The organism is Paenibacillus sp. ACRRY, from assembly GCF_022346995.1.
Classification (GTDB): Bacteria; Bacillota; Bacilli; order Paenibacillales; family Paenibacillaceae; genus Paenibacillus.
In genome coordinates, this window is sequence record NZ_JAKRNM010000001.1 from 614,327 (window position 1) to 633,294 (window position 18,968).

Annotated in this window: 18 protein-coding genes and 2 pseudogenes; 16 read left to right on the plus strand and 4 right to left on the minus strand. The window is 41.9% G+C overall.

Annotated elements, in window-relative coordinates; all coding sequences use genetic code 11:
- Positions 1-79: 79 nt before the first annotated feature.
- From MH144_RS02660 to MH144_RS02680, 5 genes are all read left to right on the plus strand, one after another.
- A complete protein-coding gene (locus tag MH144_RS02660) occupies positions 80-1,297 on the plus strand; it encodes a DNA polymerase IV (RefSeq protein WP_481857334.1) in 1,218 nt (405 codons plus the stop codon).
- Positions 1,294-1,659, plus strand: a complete 366-nt coding sequence (locus MH144_RS02665; protein WP_239297531.1) for a YolD-like family protein — start codon at positions 1,294-1,296, stop codon at positions 1,657-1,659. The genes MH144_RS02660 and MH144_RS02665 overlap by 4 nt, the downstream gene beginning before the upstream one ends.
- A complete protein-coding gene (locus tag MH144_RS02670) occupies positions 1,643-2,011 on the plus strand; it encodes a YhjD family protein (RefSeq protein ID WP_095286834.1) in 369 nt (122 codons plus the stop codon). The genes MH144_RS02665 and MH144_RS02670 overlap by 17 nt, the downstream gene beginning before the upstream one ends.
- 301 nt (positions 2,012-2,312) lie before the next feature.
- Entirely contained in the window at positions 2,313-2,834 is a 522-nt protein-coding gene (locus MH144_RS02675) for an RNA polymerase sigma factor (protein WP_239297532.1), read from the plus strand.
- The gene (locus tag MH144_RS02680; RefSeq protein ID WP_239297533.1) at positions 2,803-3,765 is read left to right on the plus strand and encodes a hypothetical protein; all 963 of its coding nucleotides are present in this window, start codon (positions 2,803-2,805) and stop codon (positions 3,763-3,765) included. Before MH144_RS02675 ends, MH144_RS02680 begins: the two co-directional genes overlap by 32 nt.
- Before the next feature lie 86 nt (positions 3,766-3,851).
- Here MH144_RS02680 and MH144_RS02685 read toward each other — a convergent pair whose 3' ends face one another.
- Complete coding sequence (locus tag MH144_RS02685; protein WP_239297534.1) at positions 3,852-5,189, minus strand: alpha/beta hydrolase; 1,338 nt, start codon at positions 5,187-5,189, stop codon at positions 3,852-3,854.
- Between the two features lie 34 nt (positions 5,190-5,223).
- Positions 5,224-5,700: a MarR family winged helix-turn-helix transcriptional regulator gene (locus MH144_RS02690; protein WP_239297535.1), complete on the minus strand. Its 477-nt coding sequence runs from the start codon at positions 5,698-5,700 to the stop codon at positions 5,224-5,226.
- 242 nt (positions 5,701-5,942) lie between these two features.
- On the opposite strand from MH144_RS02690, the pseudogene MH144_RS02695 reads away from it, so the two are divergent.
- A pseudogene (locus MH144_RS02695) lies at positions 5,943-6,053 on the plus strand (hypothetical protein); the annotation flags it as partial.
- Positions 6,054-6,153: 100 nt separating this feature from the next.
- Positions 6,154-6,702 carry a sugar O-acetyltransferase gene (locus tag MH144_RS02700; protein WP_239297536.1) on the plus strand — a complete coding sequence of 183 codons (549 nt, stop codon included), beginning with the start codon at positions 6,154-6,156 and terminating at the stop codon, positions 6,700-6,702.
- 108 nt (positions 6,703-6,810) lie between these two features.
- Here the strand turns inward: MH144_RS02700 and MH144_RS02705 are convergent, their stop codons facing one another.
- Complete coding sequence (locus tag MH144_RS02705; protein ID WP_239297537.1) at positions 6,811-7,704, minus strand: AraC family transcriptional regulator; 894 nt, start codon at positions 7,702-7,704, stop codon at positions 6,811-6,813.
- A gap of 174 nt (positions 7,705-7,878) precedes the next feature.
- On the opposite strand from MH144_RS02705, the gene MH144_RS02710 reads away from it, so the two are divergent.
- From MH144_RS02710 to MH144_RS02745, 9 genes and pseudogenes are all read left to right on the plus strand, one after another.
- Positions 7,879-9,198: an MATE family efflux transporter gene (locus tag MH144_RS02710; RefSeq protein WP_239297538.1), complete on the plus strand. Its 1,320-nt coding sequence runs from the start codon at positions 7,879-7,881 to the stop codon at positions 9,196-9,198.
- A gap of 88 nt (positions 9,199-9,286) precedes the next feature.
- Positions 9,287-9,448 (plus strand): annotated as a pseudogene (locus tag MH144_RS31060) (maltose acetyltransferase domain-containing protein); the annotation flags it as partial.
- Between the two features lie 273 nt (positions 9,449-9,721).
- A complete protein-coding gene (locus tag MH144_RS31065; RefSeq protein ID WP_481857335.1) occupies positions 9,722-9,898 on the plus strand; it encodes a hypothetical protein in 177 nt (58 codons plus the stop codon).
- Between the two features lie 556 nt (positions 9,899-10,454).
- Positions 10,455-11,153: a response regulator transcription factor gene (locus MH144_RS02720; RefSeq protein WP_239297540.1), complete on the plus strand. Its 699-nt coding sequence runs from the start codon at positions 10,455-10,457 to the stop codon at positions 11,151-11,153.
- 2 nt (positions 11,154-11,155) lie between these two features.
- Entirely contained in the window at positions 11,156-12,622 is a 1,467-nt protein-coding gene (locus MH144_RS02725; protein WP_239297541.1) for a HAMP domain-containing sensor histidine kinase, read from the plus strand.
- Positions 12,615-13,760, plus strand: a complete 1,146-nt coding sequence (locus MH144_RS02730) for a WD40 repeat domain-containing protein (RefSeq protein WP_239297542.1) — start codon at positions 12,615-12,617, stop codon at positions 13,758-13,760. Before MH144_RS02725 ends, MH144_RS02730 begins: the two co-directional genes overlap by 8 nt.
- A gap of 187 nt (positions 13,761-13,947) precedes the next feature.
- Entirely contained in the window at positions 13,948-15,771 is a 1,824-nt protein-coding gene (locus MH144_RS02735) for an acyltransferase family protein (protein ID WP_343225998.1), read from the plus strand.
- A gap of 42 nt (positions 15,772-15,813) precedes the next feature.
- Positions 15,814-16,503 carry an SGNH/GDSL hydrolase family protein gene (locus tag MH144_RS02740; RefSeq protein ID WP_239297544.1) on the plus strand — a complete coding sequence of 230 codons (690 nt, stop codon included), beginning with the start codon at positions 15,814-15,816 and terminating at the stop codon, positions 16,501-16,503.
- 44 nt (positions 16,504-16,547) lie between these two features.
- Positions 16,548-17,540, plus strand: a complete 993-nt coding sequence (locus MH144_RS02745; protein WP_239297545.1) for an LCP family protein — start codon at positions 16,548-16,550, stop codon at positions 17,538-17,540.
- A 146-nt stretch (positions 17,541-17,686) separates the two neighbouring features.
- On the opposite strand, the gene MH144_RS02750 is transcribed toward MH144_RS02745, so the two are convergent.
- Positions 17,687-18,898, minus strand: a complete 1,212-nt coding sequence (locus tag MH144_RS02750) for a DUF418 domain-containing protein (RefSeq protein ID WP_239297546.1) — start codon at positions 18,896-18,898, stop codon at positions 17,687-17,689.
- Positions 18,899-18,968: the final 70 nt, after the last annotated feature.

Below are 18,968 nucleotides of genomic sequence, written 5' to 3' on the forward strand. Positions count from 1 at the left end.
TCGGTTTATAATATATATACAAACATACGTTCTTAAAAGTACAGGAGTGATTACAGTGTTGACTAAGCAGCGAACCATTATGCTCATTGATATGCAGAGCTTTTATGCTTCAGTCGAAAAGGCAAAAATGCCTCAATACAAAAATAGACCACTTGCCGTTGCAGGCGACCCAGCAAGACGTTCTGGCATTATTCTTGCTGCTTGTCCATTAGCCAAAGCGAGAGGTGTATCTACGGCAGAACCACTCTGGCAGTCGCTGCAGAAGTGCCCTGAACTAATCATAGTTAGACCTCACATGCAAGAATACATCGAAGTATCCACTCAAATCATGTCCATTATTGAAGAGTTCACCGATCTGGTTGAGCCGTATAGTATAGACGAATTATTCGCTGATTTTACAGGGTCTATGCATCTGTTCGGTAATGATCCCGTCGATTTGGCGAAGCAAATTCAAGACAAGATCTATAATGAAACAGGGGTTTACGCGAGAGCGGGTATCGGTGAAAACAAAATCATCAGTAAATTGTGCTGCGATATGATCGCTAAAAAAGCGGAGGGTGGCATTTTTCACTTAAAGAAAGAAGAGTTACACCTCCACATTGGAGATAAGCCCATCCGCGATATGTGGGGGATCGGCTCAAGAATGGAAAAACATCTGTGGAAGATGGGCATCCGAACGATTAGAGACTTGGCGAATACATCTCTTACCCAACTCAAAAGTAAATGGGGCGTGAATGGAGAAGTCATCTGGCGAGTCGCCAATGGACTCGACAACTCGCCAGTAACCGTCAATACGCACAGTACACAAAAGGATATCGGGAACGGAATGACCTTGCCTAGAGATTACACAGAGGCTTGGGAGATTGAAGTGGTTATCCTCGATATCTGTACAGAAGTGTGCCGAAGAGCACGTAAAAAAGGTCTGATGGGTAGTGTCGTTTCCGTGAGTGTGGCTGGAGCGGATTTCGACCATCCAACGGGCTTTCACAGGCAGGTTAAGCTGTCTGATCCAACAAACATAACCGTTGATGTGTGCAAGATCGCCAAACGCATATTTCATCAACACTGGGATGGGCAACCGGTGCGCCGTGTAGGCGTATCCCTTTCTCAATTATCCAACGCGGATACATATCAACTGTCTTTCTTTGATGATCAGGAGCACAAACGGGCTATTGATCAGGTGATGGACGACATTAAGGATCGATTTGGCGACATTGCCATACTTCGCGCAAGCTCCATTACGGCTGCTGGTCAAGCGATCGATAGAGCATCTAAAATTGGGGGGCACTACAAATGAGCAAAAAACTTGAGGCTAATGGATTATGGGAATCAAGCCGGATGATGCTTCCACAACATAAAGAGCGAATCATACAGCATCGTACTCAAATTCATGTTCAAGCGAAACCGCTAATTCATGAAGATGAGTGGGAGATCATTGCTCAAAATGTAGATATGTCGCTCAACTATACATTACAAGCCACCATTGAAGTGTATAATGAGTCGGGCAATCGATATATACACGGGATCGTTACTTCAATCAGTACCGTTGGGAAGAAAATCAAAATTGAAATGCACAATGGATTTGAATGGGTCGATTTTGATCAATTGGTCACGGTAAAGCTTGAAGAAGGAGGCGTGTACGGTGAGACAGACTTCTGAGGAACTTGCACTCGTGAAGAGGCTGGTAGAGCTTCCCTATCTGTTAAGCGCTCTGGAAGTAGATAAGCACAAAATATACGCTTCAAATTTTAAAATGAAATCGGTCTATGTTGACTATTTGGACGGTACCCAAAAGAAAATCGCTTTAGAGATGTACCAATCGAAACAAAGCTTAAAGGAACATCATATAAAAATCATTGATGAACAGAGATCCGAGCTAAGTCTAACGGTAAATTATTCGGTGAGAGGTTACATTCATAAAATGACATTATTATGGAGCAAAGTGAAGGTGGATGTAACCTTAATGCTAACTGAACATATGAATGTTGATATTACTGAATTGTCCAAATAACAACTAGAGTTAGAGCAGAAGATGGTATATAACTGAGAAGCGTGGACATAATACAATTATAACCATTGTTTTCTTCTCCCGAATGGGTAAACCGACCTTTGAAATTGAAGGGTCGGTTTTTTGTCTGCCTTGCAGCAGTTGAGGATGTACAAGCCGCTAATTTGCGGCTTTTTTTAATGTCTGTCAATTGGGATGCCAATCGTTTTTTCAAACATACTGAAACTTTTCAGATATATTCAACAAAATGTGACCAAATGCCGTCCTTAAGAGTGTTAGAGGTATAAAGGAGGGCTGAACAACCATGCAGCGATCCGTACCCCAACCGGGCGATCATGTGATGAACATATATGAGACTTATGCGGATACTCTGTTCCGAATAGCCATGGTGCACCTTGGTAGACGAGAGGACGCGGAGGAAGCTACTCAGGATACCTTCATCAAGCTAATGGAAAAAGCCCCCACGTTCAACGATGCGGAGCATCAGAAAGCATGGTTGATCCGAGTCATCACCAATCACTGCAAGTCCTTATTAGGTAGAGGCTGGCGCAAACGGGAGGTTAATCTGGAGGGAGCAGAATTTCTAACAACAGATGACCCTGAAGATCGTGTGCTAATCGAACTCGTGCTGTCATTGCCCATCAAGTATAGAGCAGTGGTTCATCTGTATTATTACGAAGATTATCCAGTCCGAAAAATCGGTGAGATTTTACAGATTAGCGAGTCAGCGGTGAAGATGCGATTACAACGGGGGAGACAGCTGTTAAAACTGGAGCTTGAAGGGGAGGAACTGAATGAACGAGGAACAATTCAAACGAAATTATAAGAGAGCGGTGGATCAGATGAAAACAAGTGACCAAATGAAAAAACGCATGGAGCAAATCTCCAACGTGCAGCACCATAAACAAAAACGTCAGCGCAAGCCTCTTTATATTGCAGCGAGTGTCGTCATTGCTGCCAGCATTGGCCTGGCTGCTCCAAGCTTATGGCAGCAGTGGAACGTTTCGACACCATCGGGGACACAGGTGACTGCAAACGTTTCATATGACCCGGTAGTGATTCCGAAGACAGAACTTCCGAATTCAAATAGCAGCGGCCCCAAAGCGAGCATGCTTCAACTGGTTGTATATCAGGGGAATGTCTATACGCAGTCCCCGACATCGCTTAACGGTGAGGATGCCCTGGCTTTGCGCGGTGAGAAACTGGGTACTACAACGGGTGGCATCAATGAGTTGAGTAGCCAGGATGAATATAAAGAGCTGGCCTCCAACATCGGTGAAGCGGATATCTATATGGTTAATGGCTACAATAAGGACTTCCGTATCATGTCATACACTGAACTTGATGGTCAGGTGTTCGCTCAATTGTTTGACAAGAACAATGGCATCACGATTGGGAGCGGTGACGATCTGTTTGGTAAGCTGCATCTCGAAGGTAACATGACTTCGGCACAATGGGAGACCTTTGAAAGCTGGAATAATGGCCTATCACAGCTACAGCCATTGGCAGCGGACCCATCATTGGAAAGATTCATTTCGGCACTATATGAGTCCAAACCACTAGCCATGACTTCAGAATTGGAAGAGCGTCTTTATGGTCAGGAAGACCGTAAGATCATCTACCTAGCGCTGGAAGACAAGACGCAAGTTCCACTGGTTCTGTTCAAAGAAGGACTGGTGCGTTACGGTAATGTACCTGTAGTTTTTGAGGTGGAGGAAGGTGTTTTCCAAACATTCTGGAATGGTTTAGGCAAGTAAGGCAGGATGGATGAGCGAGGCAAGAATGGAGAGAGTGTAGCACATCGATAAAAAACAGTTGCCTAAGCAGGCAACTGTTTTCATTATTACTCTAAACTATCCAAAAAGGCTAGTTTTCTCTGAATATAAGTGCGAGTAGCCGCAGTATCTATTGTATTCATGTATCCGTGAACTTCCTTGCTCTCATGGATATCCGGAATATATAAATCTGTGTTGACGCCTAATGCTTTTAACCGTTTATAATAATCTTCAGCTTGATCTGGAAAAGTCCCCGTGTTTCCGTCGGTGATAAAAGTTGGAGGGAAATTACTCGTCGCTTTCGGTATTACATTTAATGATTGTAAAACTTCTTTATCAGCGCTAACTACCGGCTGACCCATGTAAGCACTCCCAGATTGAGCGAAAATATAGTCCGTTACGATGTCTTGAGTTACGGTTCTATGTCCCCGAGTAAAGTCAAGAGCAGGGACTTCTAGAACTAAAGCTTTGATATCCTTAAGCTCGATGACGGGATTAATATCGATTTCTTTTGCATAATCAGGGTTAGCTTGAATGGTTATAAAGTTGGCAGCGATAAATCCACCTGCACTTCCTCCGCCAAAGATAACATTATTCATATTAATTCCATACTGTTTGCCGTTTTGCTGCATAAATTGTACGGCTTCTGATAATTGCTTAATTGGTGTCGGGTGTACATATTCAGGAGCTAACGCATAATTGATTGTTACCACATTATAACCATGGTCAACCATTAATTCGTAGTGGTATAACATTGTATTCTGTGCCGCTCCCGCGTTTGGATCGCCTCCTATAGAATCTCCAGCAATAAAGCCGCCACCATGTACATAAAAGTATGTTGGACGTTCTTCGTCTAATGATCCCTTGGGTGTAATAATATTTAGAAAACTTCGGGGATACTGCTCACCGTATTGAATATTGCTTGTTAGTTGATATTTACCATCAATAGTTGTCGTAATAGACGGTTCGGCATGAAAAGTGTTTTTTGCCCCAGAAGAACTTTGCAAATATAAAGTAACTGGTTTTGGCGTGACTGTAATGAGGATTAATATCGATGTCACCAGCATTAAAACAATGATGGGAATCCATTGGCCGATTCTCAGAGCTGTGGATGTGAAACTTCGATTCGTTTTCGTATGTACGCCTAAGGCGAAAATAATGAATACAAATCCAGATGCCACAAATGAAACTTGTGCAACTACAAATAATTCGATTTTATCAAATAGGATCCAGAGGATTTCAGCAGCTATGGATAAAGTCGAAATAACGAATAAACCACGATAAAGCTTTTCATTGAAGTGCTTCTTCACTACTATAATATTAACTACAGACATAATTATTGCGATTACCCCTAAAGGGATTAGATAATTAATCAAAAATGACTGTGCCCAAGATAATAAAATCATTATCGACCCTATAATAAATCCGTACAACCTCATATTAATCTTCATTCTCGACCAAGTCCTTCTTAATCATATTTAATTGTGCATCGATTACAGATAAAAACTCGTTTAATTTCTCCAGCTCCTTAACAGTGAGCTTGTCTCCTAATGGCATGAGTACCTCTAGTATTTTTTTTCGTTCTTCTATCAAAATATTTTTTCCTTTTTCGGTCAACTCAAGAAAGACCAATCGTTTATCCTTCTCATTATTTTCACGTTTAATTAAGTCTTTATCCGTTAATCGATTTACAATCGCGGTAATAGAGCTTTTTTTGACATTAAGTGCCTTAGCCAAGAAACTTGCTGTGCAGTTATCAATCGTATTAATGATATTCATTACGTTAAACTGTTCTGGAGTAACGTTGCTAGATTTAGAAATACTTTTGTGAATCGATTGCATACTCATACCTATTGATTGCGTTCTCTGATTGTACATATCAATATGTTGTTCTAATTGCTTATTATCCATATCCATAGTTAATCCTCCCTCATCAAATTAGTTTCATTGTCTAACTGTTAGATTGTGAAACTAATATTAACATTATGATTTTTTGAAGTCAACAGCTGAAAAATAAATGTCCAAGAGAATGACTATATACACTACTTTATTAGCTTTTCTCGTTCAGGTTCTGCAAGCTCGAATTGAACATGCAAAAAGGACAAAGCAGCACAAACATCTGCTTCGTCCAAGGCAAATAAAATAAAGTCCCCTAGGATTCCTATTGTTACCGATACCGAGTAGCTGCCCGCAATAAGAATACACCAGACAGTTCCTCTGGTAATGTCGGTTTTCGCTGCGCAGCAGATTCAGCAATTTTCTTCACATAGGGCGAAAATAGAGGACATTGTTTCATTGATCATCAGGTAAGTTACAATGCATATGGAGACTAGTATATAATTAGTAAAACCATTTTGCCTGGAGGAAGAAATGAAACAACATAAAGAGAAGGTTTATTACGAACGGGGAACGACGGAATTACGTGATAGAAGCATACGAGCCCAAAAGCTTGTTAAGGCCTTTAATGATTGCGATCCGGAAGATGGACAAAAGAAAGAGCGATTGATTCGGGAACTATTTGGCAGCATATCAGAAGGCATTAGCATTGAGCATAATTTCCACTGTGATCTGGGTTATAACATTCATGTTGGCCGAAACTTCTATGCAGGATACAACTGCACCATTCTGGATATGGCGGAGGTTCGGATCGGTGATGACTGTATGATAGGACCTAATGTCGGCATTTACACGGCTGGTCATAATATAGCACCAATGAATCGAAACAAATCGGGTCACGGCATTTCCATCGTAATTGGTAATAATGTCTGGATCGGAGGTCACTGCGCCATTTTACAGGGTGTTTCAATAGGGGATAATTCCATTGTGGCAGCGGGTTCAATAGTAACGAAGGATGTGCCGCCAAACACGATTGTTGCGGGGAATCCAGCCAAGGTGCTTAAACATATTTCAGACGAATAGGGGAGTTTGAAAGATAGATTAAGAATATGGTATTCTTCTCCGATTAATTCTAAAAAACAACCTAGTATCTTCACGGAGTGATGTGGGGATATCGGGTTGTTTTACATTTTAAGAGGAGTCGTTACTCGTAACTTGTTTTCGGTAATTTTGGGGAACTATCCCCATTTGTTTACGGAAAATGGACGAAAAGTAACTCGAACTTTGGAAACCGCAGGCAAGCGCAATTTCACTTATGGATCTACGTGTTTCTTTTAACATTTCACAGCTTTTTTGTAGACGATATTGAGTGACATAGTTATTGGGCGTTTGCCCCACATACTTGTTGAATAGCGTGCAACAACGGCTTCGGCAAACTGCTCCTGCAGATGCGATTTCATCAAGAGTTATTTTTTGATCATAGTTTTGATGAATGAAACGAGTCATATCCTGAACGTGCGTTAATACTCCAGGTTGCTCGAAATTGGGCTGCAAATGTTCTCCTATACTGGCACACAAAGATAGAGCTTGTGATACCAGACGAAGTGGATTGGGCTGAGTATGTTCCGTGTGCATTTCCCTATAAATATCCTGAATGGACTCTAATATGCTTTGCTGCCAAGCCACCTTCTCTGTAAGCACAAGAAAATCAGCCATCGTTAAACTAAACTTTTCCGTCCAGTATGTTTGAATAAATGAAGTCTTCTCGCCAAGGATAGAGGGATGAATAACGACGACAAGAAAGACACAATCGTTATGATCGGCAAGAGAATAACCGAAATGCAAACGTTGGCTGTTCACGAAAATTCCTTCTCCTTGATGCAATCGAGTGATGCTTCCATTAACAGAGAACTCCATCGATCCTTTTTGTACATAGATAAACTCCACATCCACATGCCAATGTGCGACTGCCGCATAATTGTTAAATTGATGAAGGCTTCCCTTTCGGACATACAGCGGTATATCAGGAAGATTATAATCCAAACGCTCTGATAAATCAGAAAACACCTCTAAATTCTTCGTCAACGAGATCACCCTTAAGTGTATACGATTTTAATAAAATTATAGCCAATATTAATGGAAAGTACAAAGATATTATCCTATTCTTATATTGTGTAAATCAATGGAGAGGACAGGATATCGTTGAGAAATCGCATACAACTCAGAGGATTGGAGAATCGGGATTTTAATCGAGAGTTAATGACACTCGTTATTCCCATTGCGTTACAAAATTTAATATCGGCAACCGTGATATCTGTTGATGTCATTATGCTGGGCATGATTAGCCAATCTGCAATGTCAGCTGTATCACTCGCAGGGCAGATTACGTTTGCATTAACATTGTTTTATATGGGGATGTCAACAGGGGCTGGTATCCTTACTGCGCAATACTGGGGAAAGAAGGATATCTCCACCATACAGCGCATTCTTAGTATTGCCTGCATGTTCTCCTTTTGCGTCTCGATTTTGTTTTTTTTGTCCTCTTTCATTATGCCAGAAGCCCTTATGCGCTTGTTTACCAGTGATATAGAACTAATTGAATATGGCTCACGGTTTTTACAAATGAATTCCTTTTCCTATCTTGTCATGGGAATTTCGCAAATGTATCTCAGTGTGATTAGAAGTATGGAAAATGCAAAACTCAGCGCGTGGATTAGTTCACTATGTTTAATCTTAAACATTTTGTTCAATGCTGTTTGCATCTTTGTTATATTTCCATCGAAGCCCGAGCTGGCTATTTCGGCAGTAGCTCTTGCAACGGTTGCAGCAAGGGTGATTGAATTTGCATGCTGCATTATTCACTCCGCGACGAAGGGATCTGTGCGTTTTCGCTTACCCTTACGAGATGACGTTCAGCGTAAATTGCTAAAGGATTTCTTAAAATACGCCTTGCCTGTACAGGGAAACTATATTGTATGGGGAGGAGCGCTTACCGCTACTGCTGCCATTATTGGGCATGTGAACTCAGACATGGTAGCTGCAAATTCAATAGCGTCAGTTGTTAAAAATCTGGCGGTTGTCCTGTGTGGAGGTATAGCGACAGGTGGCTCTGTACTTATTGGGAAATATTTGGGACAGGGTGAACTCGAGAAAGCAAAGTATGCAGGCAACAAAATGGGCTTTTACGCTTTGCTATTTGGAATTATTGCAGGTTGTACGATCCTAGTCATTAAACCGCTTGTATACTCCATCGTGCATTTGAATCCAACTGCACAAAGTTACCTGGATGGCATGCTTTACATTAGTGCGTACTATTGTATAGCCAAGTCAATAAACTCTACGATTATAGCTGGTATTTTTACGGCAGGTGGGGATTCCAAATTTGGATTTTGGTGTGACACCGTTGTCATGTGGGTAATCATTCTGCCGCTTAGTTACTTATGTGCATTTGTTTGGCAAGTGCCGCCGATATTGTTGTATATCATCATCAGCTTAGACGAGATCATTAAATTACCCATCACGTTTATTCGATATCGACAGTTTAAGTGGCTTAACAACATTACTAGAAACTTTGCATAAACCTGGTCTTCACTACGGGTTAGGCAATTTACTCTAAATAAATTTAGGCATATACAAAGGAGAATGTTGCATGAATATTCAAGAACGAATGGCTAGCAAACAATTATTCACAGATCACGATGCGAATTATCCGAAAGAGGCTGCAGAGTTGGCCAAAGCGCGTCAGCGAGGTAAGACATTATGCTATGAAATTAATAATCTGCACCCCGATGATGTTGAAATGAGAAAAACGTTAATGAAGCAACTTTTTGGAAGCATTGGAGAAAATGTATGGATGGAACCGCCAATTCGCATGTCTTATGGTTCCAATACAACCGTAGGGGATAATGTATATATCAATTTCAATCTAACTGTAGTCGACGACTACAAAGTTACTATCGGGAATGATGTCATGTTTGGACCAAATGTAACGATTGCTGTAACCAATCATCCTGTACATCCCGAAAAGCGCAAGGAAGGCGGAATGTTTGCATTACCCGTGGTCATCGAAGATGGGGCCTGGATCGGAAGCGGAGCAATTATTGTGCCCGGGGTCACGATTGGTAAAGGGAGTGTAGTTGGTGCTGGTAGTGTGGTAACCAAGGATATCCCGGCGAATGTAATTGCAGTTGGGAATCCATGCAGAGTGCTTCGGGAGATTACAGATCATGATCGAGAGTATTACTATAAAGACATGCGGTTTGATCAAGTTGAATGGTAGGAACTGATCGTTTTATTGCATAAAAGCAAGGCTCGTATTAAGTCAAATGAAATCGTGTAATCTCCGATCATCTGACTTCTGGAGAGGAGTTTTTCTATGAACATCATTTATTTCATTCTTACATTAGTTACCCTTTATTTTGTCATTACAGCGATTGTTCATTCTCGTCACACCCACGTGTTAGCACATAAAATGGAAAAACAGTTTGAACATTACTTCAATGAAGATGTCCATCATAATGATCAGCATATCGAATCCAAAGGATAGTTATGCTTACTAGTCAAGTACAAATGTTCCTATGCACCTATTAAGTATTTAATAGAAAATGATAATTCAATAAAGCCAAAAAGCAGCTGATCAATGTGGTCGGCTCTTTTTTCTTTTCAAACTGAACAGGGAGGATTCAAGGATCTCAAAGGCTTTATTTAACGATTTTACTTTTTCGTTCCCGTGCATGATAAAACACGAAATTGATTAATTCTATACAAATCGTTAACATAAGTAACAATGTCAGTAACGTTTAAGACATGATTATTTATACGAGACGGGGATTATCATGAATAACGCGAAAATTCTAATTATTGAAGACGATGCACCCATTGCCGATTTACTCTCATACGGCCTTTCCATGGAGGGATTTCAAACAAGGATCGCCTCAAGTGGAGCAGCTGGGATGAGCGAGCTACAGATGTTCCAACCTGATCTGTTACTTCTAGACTGGATGCTTCCAGATCAGAGCGGACTGGATATATGCAAAAGAGTGACCTCCGAGTATAACATTCCCATCTTCATGATTACTGCAAAGTCGGATATTACCGACAAAGTGTTGGGTCTGGAATTTGGAGCAGATGATTATATCACCAAACCTTTCGACCTTCGAGAAGTCATTGCCCGGATTCGAACCATTCTTCGCCGATTGGAGCAGTCCAATCAAAAGGATCATCATAATCTACATCATGAAATTATTCGTTTTCATGACATTGAGATTCGAGCTGAAGAACGATCAGTCAGTAAAAAAGGTCAACAGGTTGAATTAACGCCCAAGGAATACGATTTACTCATGACGCTAGTGAGAAATCCAGGGAGAATTTTTAGCAGATCTGAATTGCTTGATGTAGTGTGGGGATATCATTTTGCAGGGGATACACGAACTGTGGATACCCATATTCAGCGACTTCGCAAAAAGCTGGATGCGATGGATAACATTGCGACGGTATTCGGGGTTGGTTATAAGTTCAAAAAAACAGGTGATTAAACATGCATAAAATCAGTATCAAATTCCTCCTCGGCTTTCTGTTGATCTTCACTTTTTCTTTTGTTGTCCTAAGTCAGACGGTAAAAGGGATCATTCATACAAGCAACCAAAACCTGATTATCACCGAACTCGAAGGGCTTAAAAATAATAGTAATGTCTATGTACGTCAGACCTATCTGATAAATCACTTCACGAGCAATGAACTTTATTTTGGAGAGATGGCCGAAGAACTCGGAAACAACTTGAATCATGCGACTGGAAATAGTGTTGGCGTGTATACCGTTAACGGAGAGTTATTGTATGCTTCTGACAAATCCTTGTTTTCCGAAACACAGCGAACGGATCTGCAAGAGGCTATTCATGGCAGCACCGCATTTAACATCGAGTACGATGAGAACAAGACGTCCGTATTGTTTTCTTATCCTGTTATGATCGATGGAGCAAAAGTGGGGATTCTGCGTTTTTACAAAGATTTTAGTTTGTTATATCAGCAGAGTAACCGAATCTTGGATACTACGCTCTACATTACGCTAGCTATTTTTGCAGTAACATTTATTTTCTCCTTCATCTTGTCCAGACATATCACTCTGCCACTGGGCAAACTTGCACGGGCCTCTTCCGAAGTGAAAAATGGGAATTTGAACGTGCGTATCGGATTTAAACGGAAGGATGAGATTGGTCGACTTGCTGACAATTTTAATGAGATGATTAATCAGATCGACCTGCAAATGAGTATCATTAAAAAGGATCGGGACCACCTCAAAGAACTTCATCAACAGGAAAAAAGATTCTTTGATAATATTACTCATGAACTTAAAACGCCTTTGACTTCCATATTGGGTTATGCCGAGGTCATTAAGACCCATGGAGAACGAGACCGAAGCTTTTTTGAAAAAGGAATGGACCATATCGTAGAAGAGAGCAAGCGCCTACACAATATGGTACTCAAGCTGCTTGAAGTGTCTCGACGTCATGCAACTAATCAAGAACTGGACAACGTTGAAGCTGGAGCAGTTCTTCGAGATGTATGTGAATCCATGTCCATACGAGCACAGCGTTACAAAAAAAACATAACAGTAGATATTGAGAACGGATTATATTTGCTTGCGCAAGAGGACCGAATTCGACAACTCTTTATTAACCTGTTGGATAATGCGATTAAATACAGCTTGGACTTCTCGGAAATAAACGTAAGAGGTTTCCACGTGGACAGTAAAATTCAATTCATCGTAGAAAATTCAAGTAATCCAATCGATGCGAAGCAGCTTTCCAAACTATTTGAACCTTTCTATCTGGCGCACCCGAAGGATTCAGAAGAGGGTAGTGTTGGTTTGGGGTTAAGCATCGTCAAGTCAATTGTGGACGAATTGGAAGGTTCAATTTCGATGGTGAGCCAAGATAACCATACCATAGTCACTGTAGAATTTAACCGAATAAAAACGGTAGAGGAGGGGACACGTCATGGCTAGAACACATAGTGGATGGTTTTTAGGTATGATGGTTCTTATGATCCTTGTTCTTACAAGCTGTGGTACACGTCCGCAAAACGAAACTATTATCATTTCTGGCTCGGAAGAATCGGAACAAACACATGAGGACTTGAGTCCCGTTCAAGTGCGTAAAATCTATCGTCTCCCCAAGGAAAATGTAGATAAGGGATATTGGTTGGGCTGGTCCTCAACGAAATCAATGATTGGAGCATTCAATTCTGCGTTAGATCCTGAACACTTGCAATTGAAAGGGTTGGTGTATCCCTTCGAACAGAGTGGAATTATTTCAGAGATCGACATGGATAGTACGCGTATGATGCTCTCGCCGGATGGAACCCACCTTGCTGATGTTAGTACAACAAGAACCACTGCAACGTTAAAGTTGTTTTCAATACAGAACAGTAAAGAAACACAAGCTGAAACCCTTAATTTAACGAGCCAGAATTACTTGCAGAGTTTGTCCTGGTCGGACAACAGTGAGTATATCAGTTATCTGATTGTTGACGCTGTCCATCCAGAAAAGAATATGCTAAGGATCTACGACTTAAAAACCAGGAAATCCGCATCGTACGTATTAAATGGTTTCAATGATGATGACACGTTGATTGGGTTCCAGGTATCTAATGATGGCCAAAATGCATTGATCAAGCTGTTTGATTCCACTCAATCGAGTAGAACAACTGTAGTGCTTGGCAAACTGATTGATGGTCAATTGCAGATTAAGTACAAACGTCAAATAGCAGATAAGCAGATGACCTGGATCGGAGATGATCAGTTTGCTTTTTTGGGAAGGGACGGTACGTTGTATGAATACGATCAGCGTAATGGAGAGTTATCCGTCATTATGGAACGAGTCTCTGCATATGAACTCTCTTCAGACAAAAAGTTTATAGCGTATACACTTCAAGATGAGGATGCTGTATATGTTGGCAAAATGCAAGGAAGAAATGTGCTATACAACGAGCCCGTCTACCATGGTGTTTTACCGTTAAATATGAAGTGGAGTCCGGACAATAACCGTCTGTTCATTCAAGGCCCTAAGGCCTTTACGAGTCCGAACGTCATTCAGAGTGATGATCCCACAGAGGAGCCTGCTTTTATTATCGAATTTGAATAGCACCAATTCATTCAAACACGCATCACGGAGCCATCCGTGTCTGCGTGTTTTTTCTGTGTCAACAGACATACGCCTGTTGTGACAACTTGTTTACATCTTGATCAAACTTTGGCGACATCTGCTGATTATATTGATTAAAGAGAACAAGCCCATATACAGACAAGGACTGAGACATATGAGTGGGGAATTGAATCAACCGTTAAAGCGTTATTTGCCTGGAATTGATGGCTTACGAGCCATCTCTGTTTTGGCTGTCATTGCGTACCATTTGGATTTGAAGTGGGCCCAGGGTGGTTTGCTCGGAGTAGGTGTGTTTTTCGTGCTATCTGGTTATTTGATAACAGATCAGCTCCTCATGGAGTGGAAAGTGAACCATTACGTCTCGATTTGGAACTTCTGGATGAGAAGGTTTCGCAGATTGTTGCCTGCTATGTTGTGTATGCTCATTCTGGTTGCCATGTGGTTATTAACTACAGATCTGGAGAGACTCTTATCACTCAAAGGAGATTTTATCTCATCGATTTTTTACGTGAATAACTGGTATCTCATATTTCATGAAGTGTCATATTTTGAAAGTTACGGACCTGCTTCACCGATTGGACATCTCTGGTCACTTTCCATCGAGGAACAATTTTATGTCGTGTGGCCCATCTTAGTACTCATTGGTTTAAAGTTCGCTCCGCGGCGTGGAAAGCTGGTGTTGCTTATTTTAGGTCTGGCTGTCCTCTCCGCATTGGCCATGGCGTTGATGTATGTACCAGGTACAGATCCGAGCCGAGTATACTACGGAACAGATACCCGTTCCTTCGCCATACTGATTGGTGCGGCTTTGGCGGTGATGTGGCCGAGCTGGAAGTTAGGTGAGAACATTTCACCTGGAGCGCGTACTGCGCTGGATTTGGTTGGTGCGCTAGGAGTACTCTTTATAATCATCATGTTCCATCGCATGAATGAGTATGATGATGCGCTGTACCAGTTCGGTTTTTTGTTACTGTCTCTGGTTACGGCACTCATCATTGCAGTCCTGGTACATCCAGCAAGCCGTCTGGGAAAAGTTCTGGGTTGCAGGCCACTAATCTGGCTCGGCAAGCGTTCCTATAGTCTTTACATTTGGCACTATCCTGTAATTATTCTCATGCAACCAGATGCGAGTACGGAAGGACTTGGCTTTACCCCAATACTAATGCGTCTCTTGATCATAGTGCTTTTGTCCATATTCTCATTCGAGTTCATCGAAGAGCCGATTCGAAGAGGGCAATTTCGTAGCAAATGGCGTGCGCTCTTGCAGAATGAACGCTTCAAACCCTTGATCGGCTTGAGTGTAACACTACTCGCTTTCTTTGTTGCACAATCCTGGATATCCGACGCAGCGAAAGAGCAACCTTCTGATGCTCGACCTGTGAGTACTGTAAGCACACCATTTGGCGAACTTCCGAAGACGGGAGACGATGACCAATCGTCTTACTCCGACGGTAATACACTGCTAGTTGAGGACGATGAGCAAAATATTTCAAAAGAAGATCTCATTGACACGTCCAACTCAGGGGAGGGCATCACCATGATCGGTGATTCCATTACACTGGATGTCGATTCAACTATGAAGAAGTTGCTCCCAGGCATTGTGGTCGATGGGGAAGTCGGAAGACAAATGTCTCGTGCTCAAGAAGTCGTCGATGAACTGCGAGCCAAAGGCCAATTAGGTGACCGGATCATTATAGAATTGGGGAGCAATGGGGTCTTTAACAAAAGCAAACTGAGAACCTTATTGGAACATTTACATGACAAGCGAGTTTATCTGGTAACCACCCGAGTGCCCAGAGCTTGGCAGGATACCGTGAATGATGCCTTGAGAGATGCTGCAGATGACCATCCCAATGTTAGCATTATTGATTGGTATGAAGCCAGTGAGAGCAAAAGTGGGTTATTTACTCAGGATGGTGTTCATTTAACCCCTGAAGGAGCGCGATATTATGCATCTATGCTGGTCGAACATCTCGAATCTAACGCATAGTTAACCATATTCAAGATCTACGATGAAAGGATGAAATAAACAATGAAACAACGAAAATCATGGATGACATGGGGGCTTGCGCTCCTGATCCTCATACTTGGATATATGGGTTTCCACTCCCAGGCCTCCTCCAAAAGTGAACAGGAACAAACAACATCTCAACGTTCTGAAACATCCAAAAACACTTCAAGTCTAGGCCAGACTAAACCCCAGAATAACAAACCTTCGCAAGAAGCGGACGACTCAATAGCTGTATCCAACGACGGTGAAGGTGTAACGGTCATCGGCGATTCAGTCATTGTTGGTGTGGAACCTTATTTGAAAGAGATGCTCCCTAAAATTACGGTTGAAGGAAAGGTTGGCAGACAGATGTCTCAGGCCAGCAAGTTCATCACAGAATTGTGTTCACAAGGGAAATTGGGAGATCACATCATTATAGAACTTGGAACCAATGGTCCTTTTTCCAAAGATCAACTTCGCAGTTTGCTCACTTCCCTGTCGGAAGCGAGACAAGTTCTCGTCGTGACAACCCGGGTGCCCAAACGATGGCAAGATACCGTGAACACAAACATTAAGGAAGTCGTTCCTGAATTTGATAATGCTAAGGTCGTTGATTGGTATGAGGCAAGCCAAGGGAAAGACGAATTTTTCTACAACGATGGAGTACATCTGAAGCCGGATGGCAGCAGGTTTTATGCATCACTTTTGATACAGCATTTGCAAGGAAAATAAAAAAATGAATTTCCCAAATAGAGAATCAAGAAAAGGAGTATAACATGTCGTTAAAAAAGAAGAAAATTGTAGCTGTTCTTTTCATCCTGCTATTTTGTGTTATTGCTTTTGGACTATATTATTTCCTTTCCATATATAAGGGGTTAGCAGGATTACAAAAAACCTCGGCCAACTCTCCCTTTATGGAAGTCATGGCGCAAGAAGAGAACGTCGTAGAACCACCGAAGTGGCTGGGCACAGAGCCAGTTAATATTTTGCTGATGGGCGTGGATGCTCGCGGTAACAAAAAGGGAGAAATTCCCCGCTCGGATAGCATGATGGTTGTTTCTCTAAACCCGGTCAAACAAAAGATCAACGTATTTTCCATTCTGAGAGATACTTACACCGATATCCCTGAGCACGGTAAAAACCGGATTAACACAGCAGTCACTCATGGACCCAAGACGGCAATGCGCGCTGTTAGCGATTTACTCGGAATTCCAATTCAATTCTATGTTTATACAGACTTCCAGGGATTTATCAAACTTGTGGATGCTGTCGGCGGGGTTGATTTCCATGTAGAGAAAGATATGACTTATGAAAGTAAAGCCGATAATCACGAGTATGATATCCATTTGAAAGAAGGAGAACAGCATTTGGATGGGAAAACAGCGCTTCAGTATGTTCGTTTCCGTCATGATGCCCTGTCTGATTATTCCCGGACGAAGCGGCAGCGTGATTTTGCCAATGCTGTCGTAGAAAAAATGAAAAGTACGACTTCCATTATGAAGCTTCCATCCATCCTGGAGGAAGTCAGTCCTTATATCGATACCAATCTGTCTGTAAGCGATATGTGGCAGCTGGCCTCGGTCGGATACAAAAGCAAGATGGAGGCAAGTGAGCAAATTCCCCCAATGAAGATGCTTAAAGAGACCTATGTTGGTAGAGCAGCAGTACTGGATATAACAAGCAGGCACAATTTGAAAGAGTATGTCCGTACCATAATAGAGTCCGAAGATACAGATTTCTCTGATGAGGAGGATGCGGTACAACAATAGTGTGATGGACAGCAGCTTTCTAATTTTATCGATCGAAACACCGTTGCTCCATTTGCTGGCGAAAATAAACTTCAAAAGAAGAACCCCCGTTCGAATTTGAATGAATGGGGGTTCACGCATTAACTCTTATTGTTGTTAGGAACTGTTCATTTCGTTGAAGCTGAACCAAACGAACTGAAAATTCGGTCAAAGCATCGCATCATTGACTCAAGTGGCCCATTAGGCATTAGAGCAATTAGGGAGCCAATAAGAAGTGTGATGATTATAATGATCAGATCACCAAGGGGGACTTCGCCTAGACCATAATCAATTCCCAAGAGTGTCAACACCCAAACGATAATGAACTGTGCAGCGTACATCGTAAGAGCTACACGTCCAACGGAAGCAAATGGGGTTAATATTACACTTATTTTTCTTGGTATGAGGAAGGCGAGGCCTATGACCAGAAAGGCTATCCCAACTCCAATCATCATTTGAAACGAGGATGCGGTATGTGGAGCTGTCTGCAGGAGCATATGCCATATTAGTGGTGGTGTTACGTTATTTGGCCAGATGGCATATTCGTCAATTGGAGTTGGACTTGAAGGTTGAACACGAACTAGCCAATCTTCAAAGGAAGTCGTTAAATCTGGTAGAACATAAATGGCTAGTAGCTTACCAATGATGAGCATAATGAAGCCAGCACACACAAGTGTCATGGCTATTCGTTTGTTCGTTAAATTGAATCGTGCAATTGTCATTCCTGCAACAAAAGCAGGAGCAAGAGCGAGAGCGGATATTGGACCACCAGCCATATCTTGTAATAGATAGTTTCCAGAGAAGTAACTCATTCCCAGAATCATAAGTGGCGGGGCGAATATCCATAAGGCAACGGTGGTGTACACGAGAACACGAGTTGAACGGTTGATCAGCACCAATCCCAAGACAAACATGGCAGCGTAAGCAGGCAAGATAATACCATAAGGCGTGTTTAACATGATAAGCAAGTAACCAATCACATCAACAAATACTGCACGAGCAAGCATTTTTGAACGAAAAATGGTTTTTGCTTCTCCACGTTCTTTCATTCGCTGGGCCATTATCGAATAAGAAATGCCTCCGCAAAGAACAAATAGCAGCGTTGTATTCCCCGCGACAAAAGCATTTCTTTCATTCAAAGCGAAGTGCTGTAAGAACATGCCAATCACTGCAAGACCCCTTGCTGCATCAAGAGCGAGAAGGCGACGTCCCGATCCGCGATGATTCTCCCGCTCAGTCGATGACTTCGAGTTATCGTTCTGAAAATCGGAGTCATCGGGGTATACCTCTCTAGCTTCCTCGTGTCTAGGTACAGTTGATGTCAAAACGTTTAATGACAATTCAAATTCCTCCTTAGTCTGTTTTTAACCTTGTGCATTTAGCAACGTTACTAACTCAATATATAAGGGA

Coding starts and splice junctions, on each gene's coding strand:
- MH144_RS02660 (WP_481857334.1), top strand. CDS start 80: ATGCTCATTGATATGCAGAGCTTTTATGCTTCAGTCGAAAAGGCAAAA.
- MH144_RS02665 (WP_239297531.1), top strand. CDS start 1,294: ATGAGCAAAAAACTTGAGGCTAATGGATTATGGGAATCAAGCCGGATG.
- MH144_RS02675 (WP_239297532.1), top strand. CDS start 2,313: ATGCAGCGATCCGTACCCCAACCGGGCGATCATGTGATGAACATATAT.
- MH144_RS02680 (WP_239297533.1), top strand. CDS start 2,803: ATGAACGAGGAACAATTCAAACGAAATTATAAGAGAGCGGTGGATCAG.
- MH144_RS02685 (WP_239297534.1), bottom strand. CDS start 5,189: ATGATTTTATTATCTTGGGCACAGTCATTTTTGATTAATTATCTAATC.
- MH144_RS02690 (WP_239297535.1), bottom strand. CDS start 5,700: ATGGATATGGATAATAAGCAATTAGAACAACATATTGATATGTACAAT.
- MH144_RS02700 (WP_239297536.1), top strand. CDS start 6,154: ATGAAACAACATAAAGAGAAGGTTTATTACGAACGGGGAACGACGGAA.
- MH144_RS02710 (WP_239297538.1), top strand. CDS start 7,879: ATGACACTCGTTATTCCCATTGCGTTACAAAATTTAATATCGGCAACC.
- MH144_RS02720 (WP_239297540.1), top strand. CDS start 10,455: ATGAATAACGCGAAAATTCTAATTATTGAAGACGATGCACCCATTGCC.
- MH144_RS02725 (WP_239297541.1), top strand. CDS start 11,156: ATGCATAAAATCAGTATCAAATTCCTCCTCGGCTTTCTGTTGATCTTC.
- MH144_RS02730 (WP_239297542.1), top strand. CDS start 12,615: ATGGCTAGAACACATAGTGGATGGTTTTTAGGTATGATGGTTCTTATG.
- MH144_RS02740 (WP_239297544.1), top strand. CDS start 15,814: ATGAAACAACGAAAATCATGGATGACATGGGGGCTTGCGCTCCTGATC.
- MH144_RS02745 (WP_239297545.1), top strand. CDS start 16,548: ATGTCGTTAAAAAAGAAGAAAATTGTAGCTGTTCTTTTCATCCTGCTA.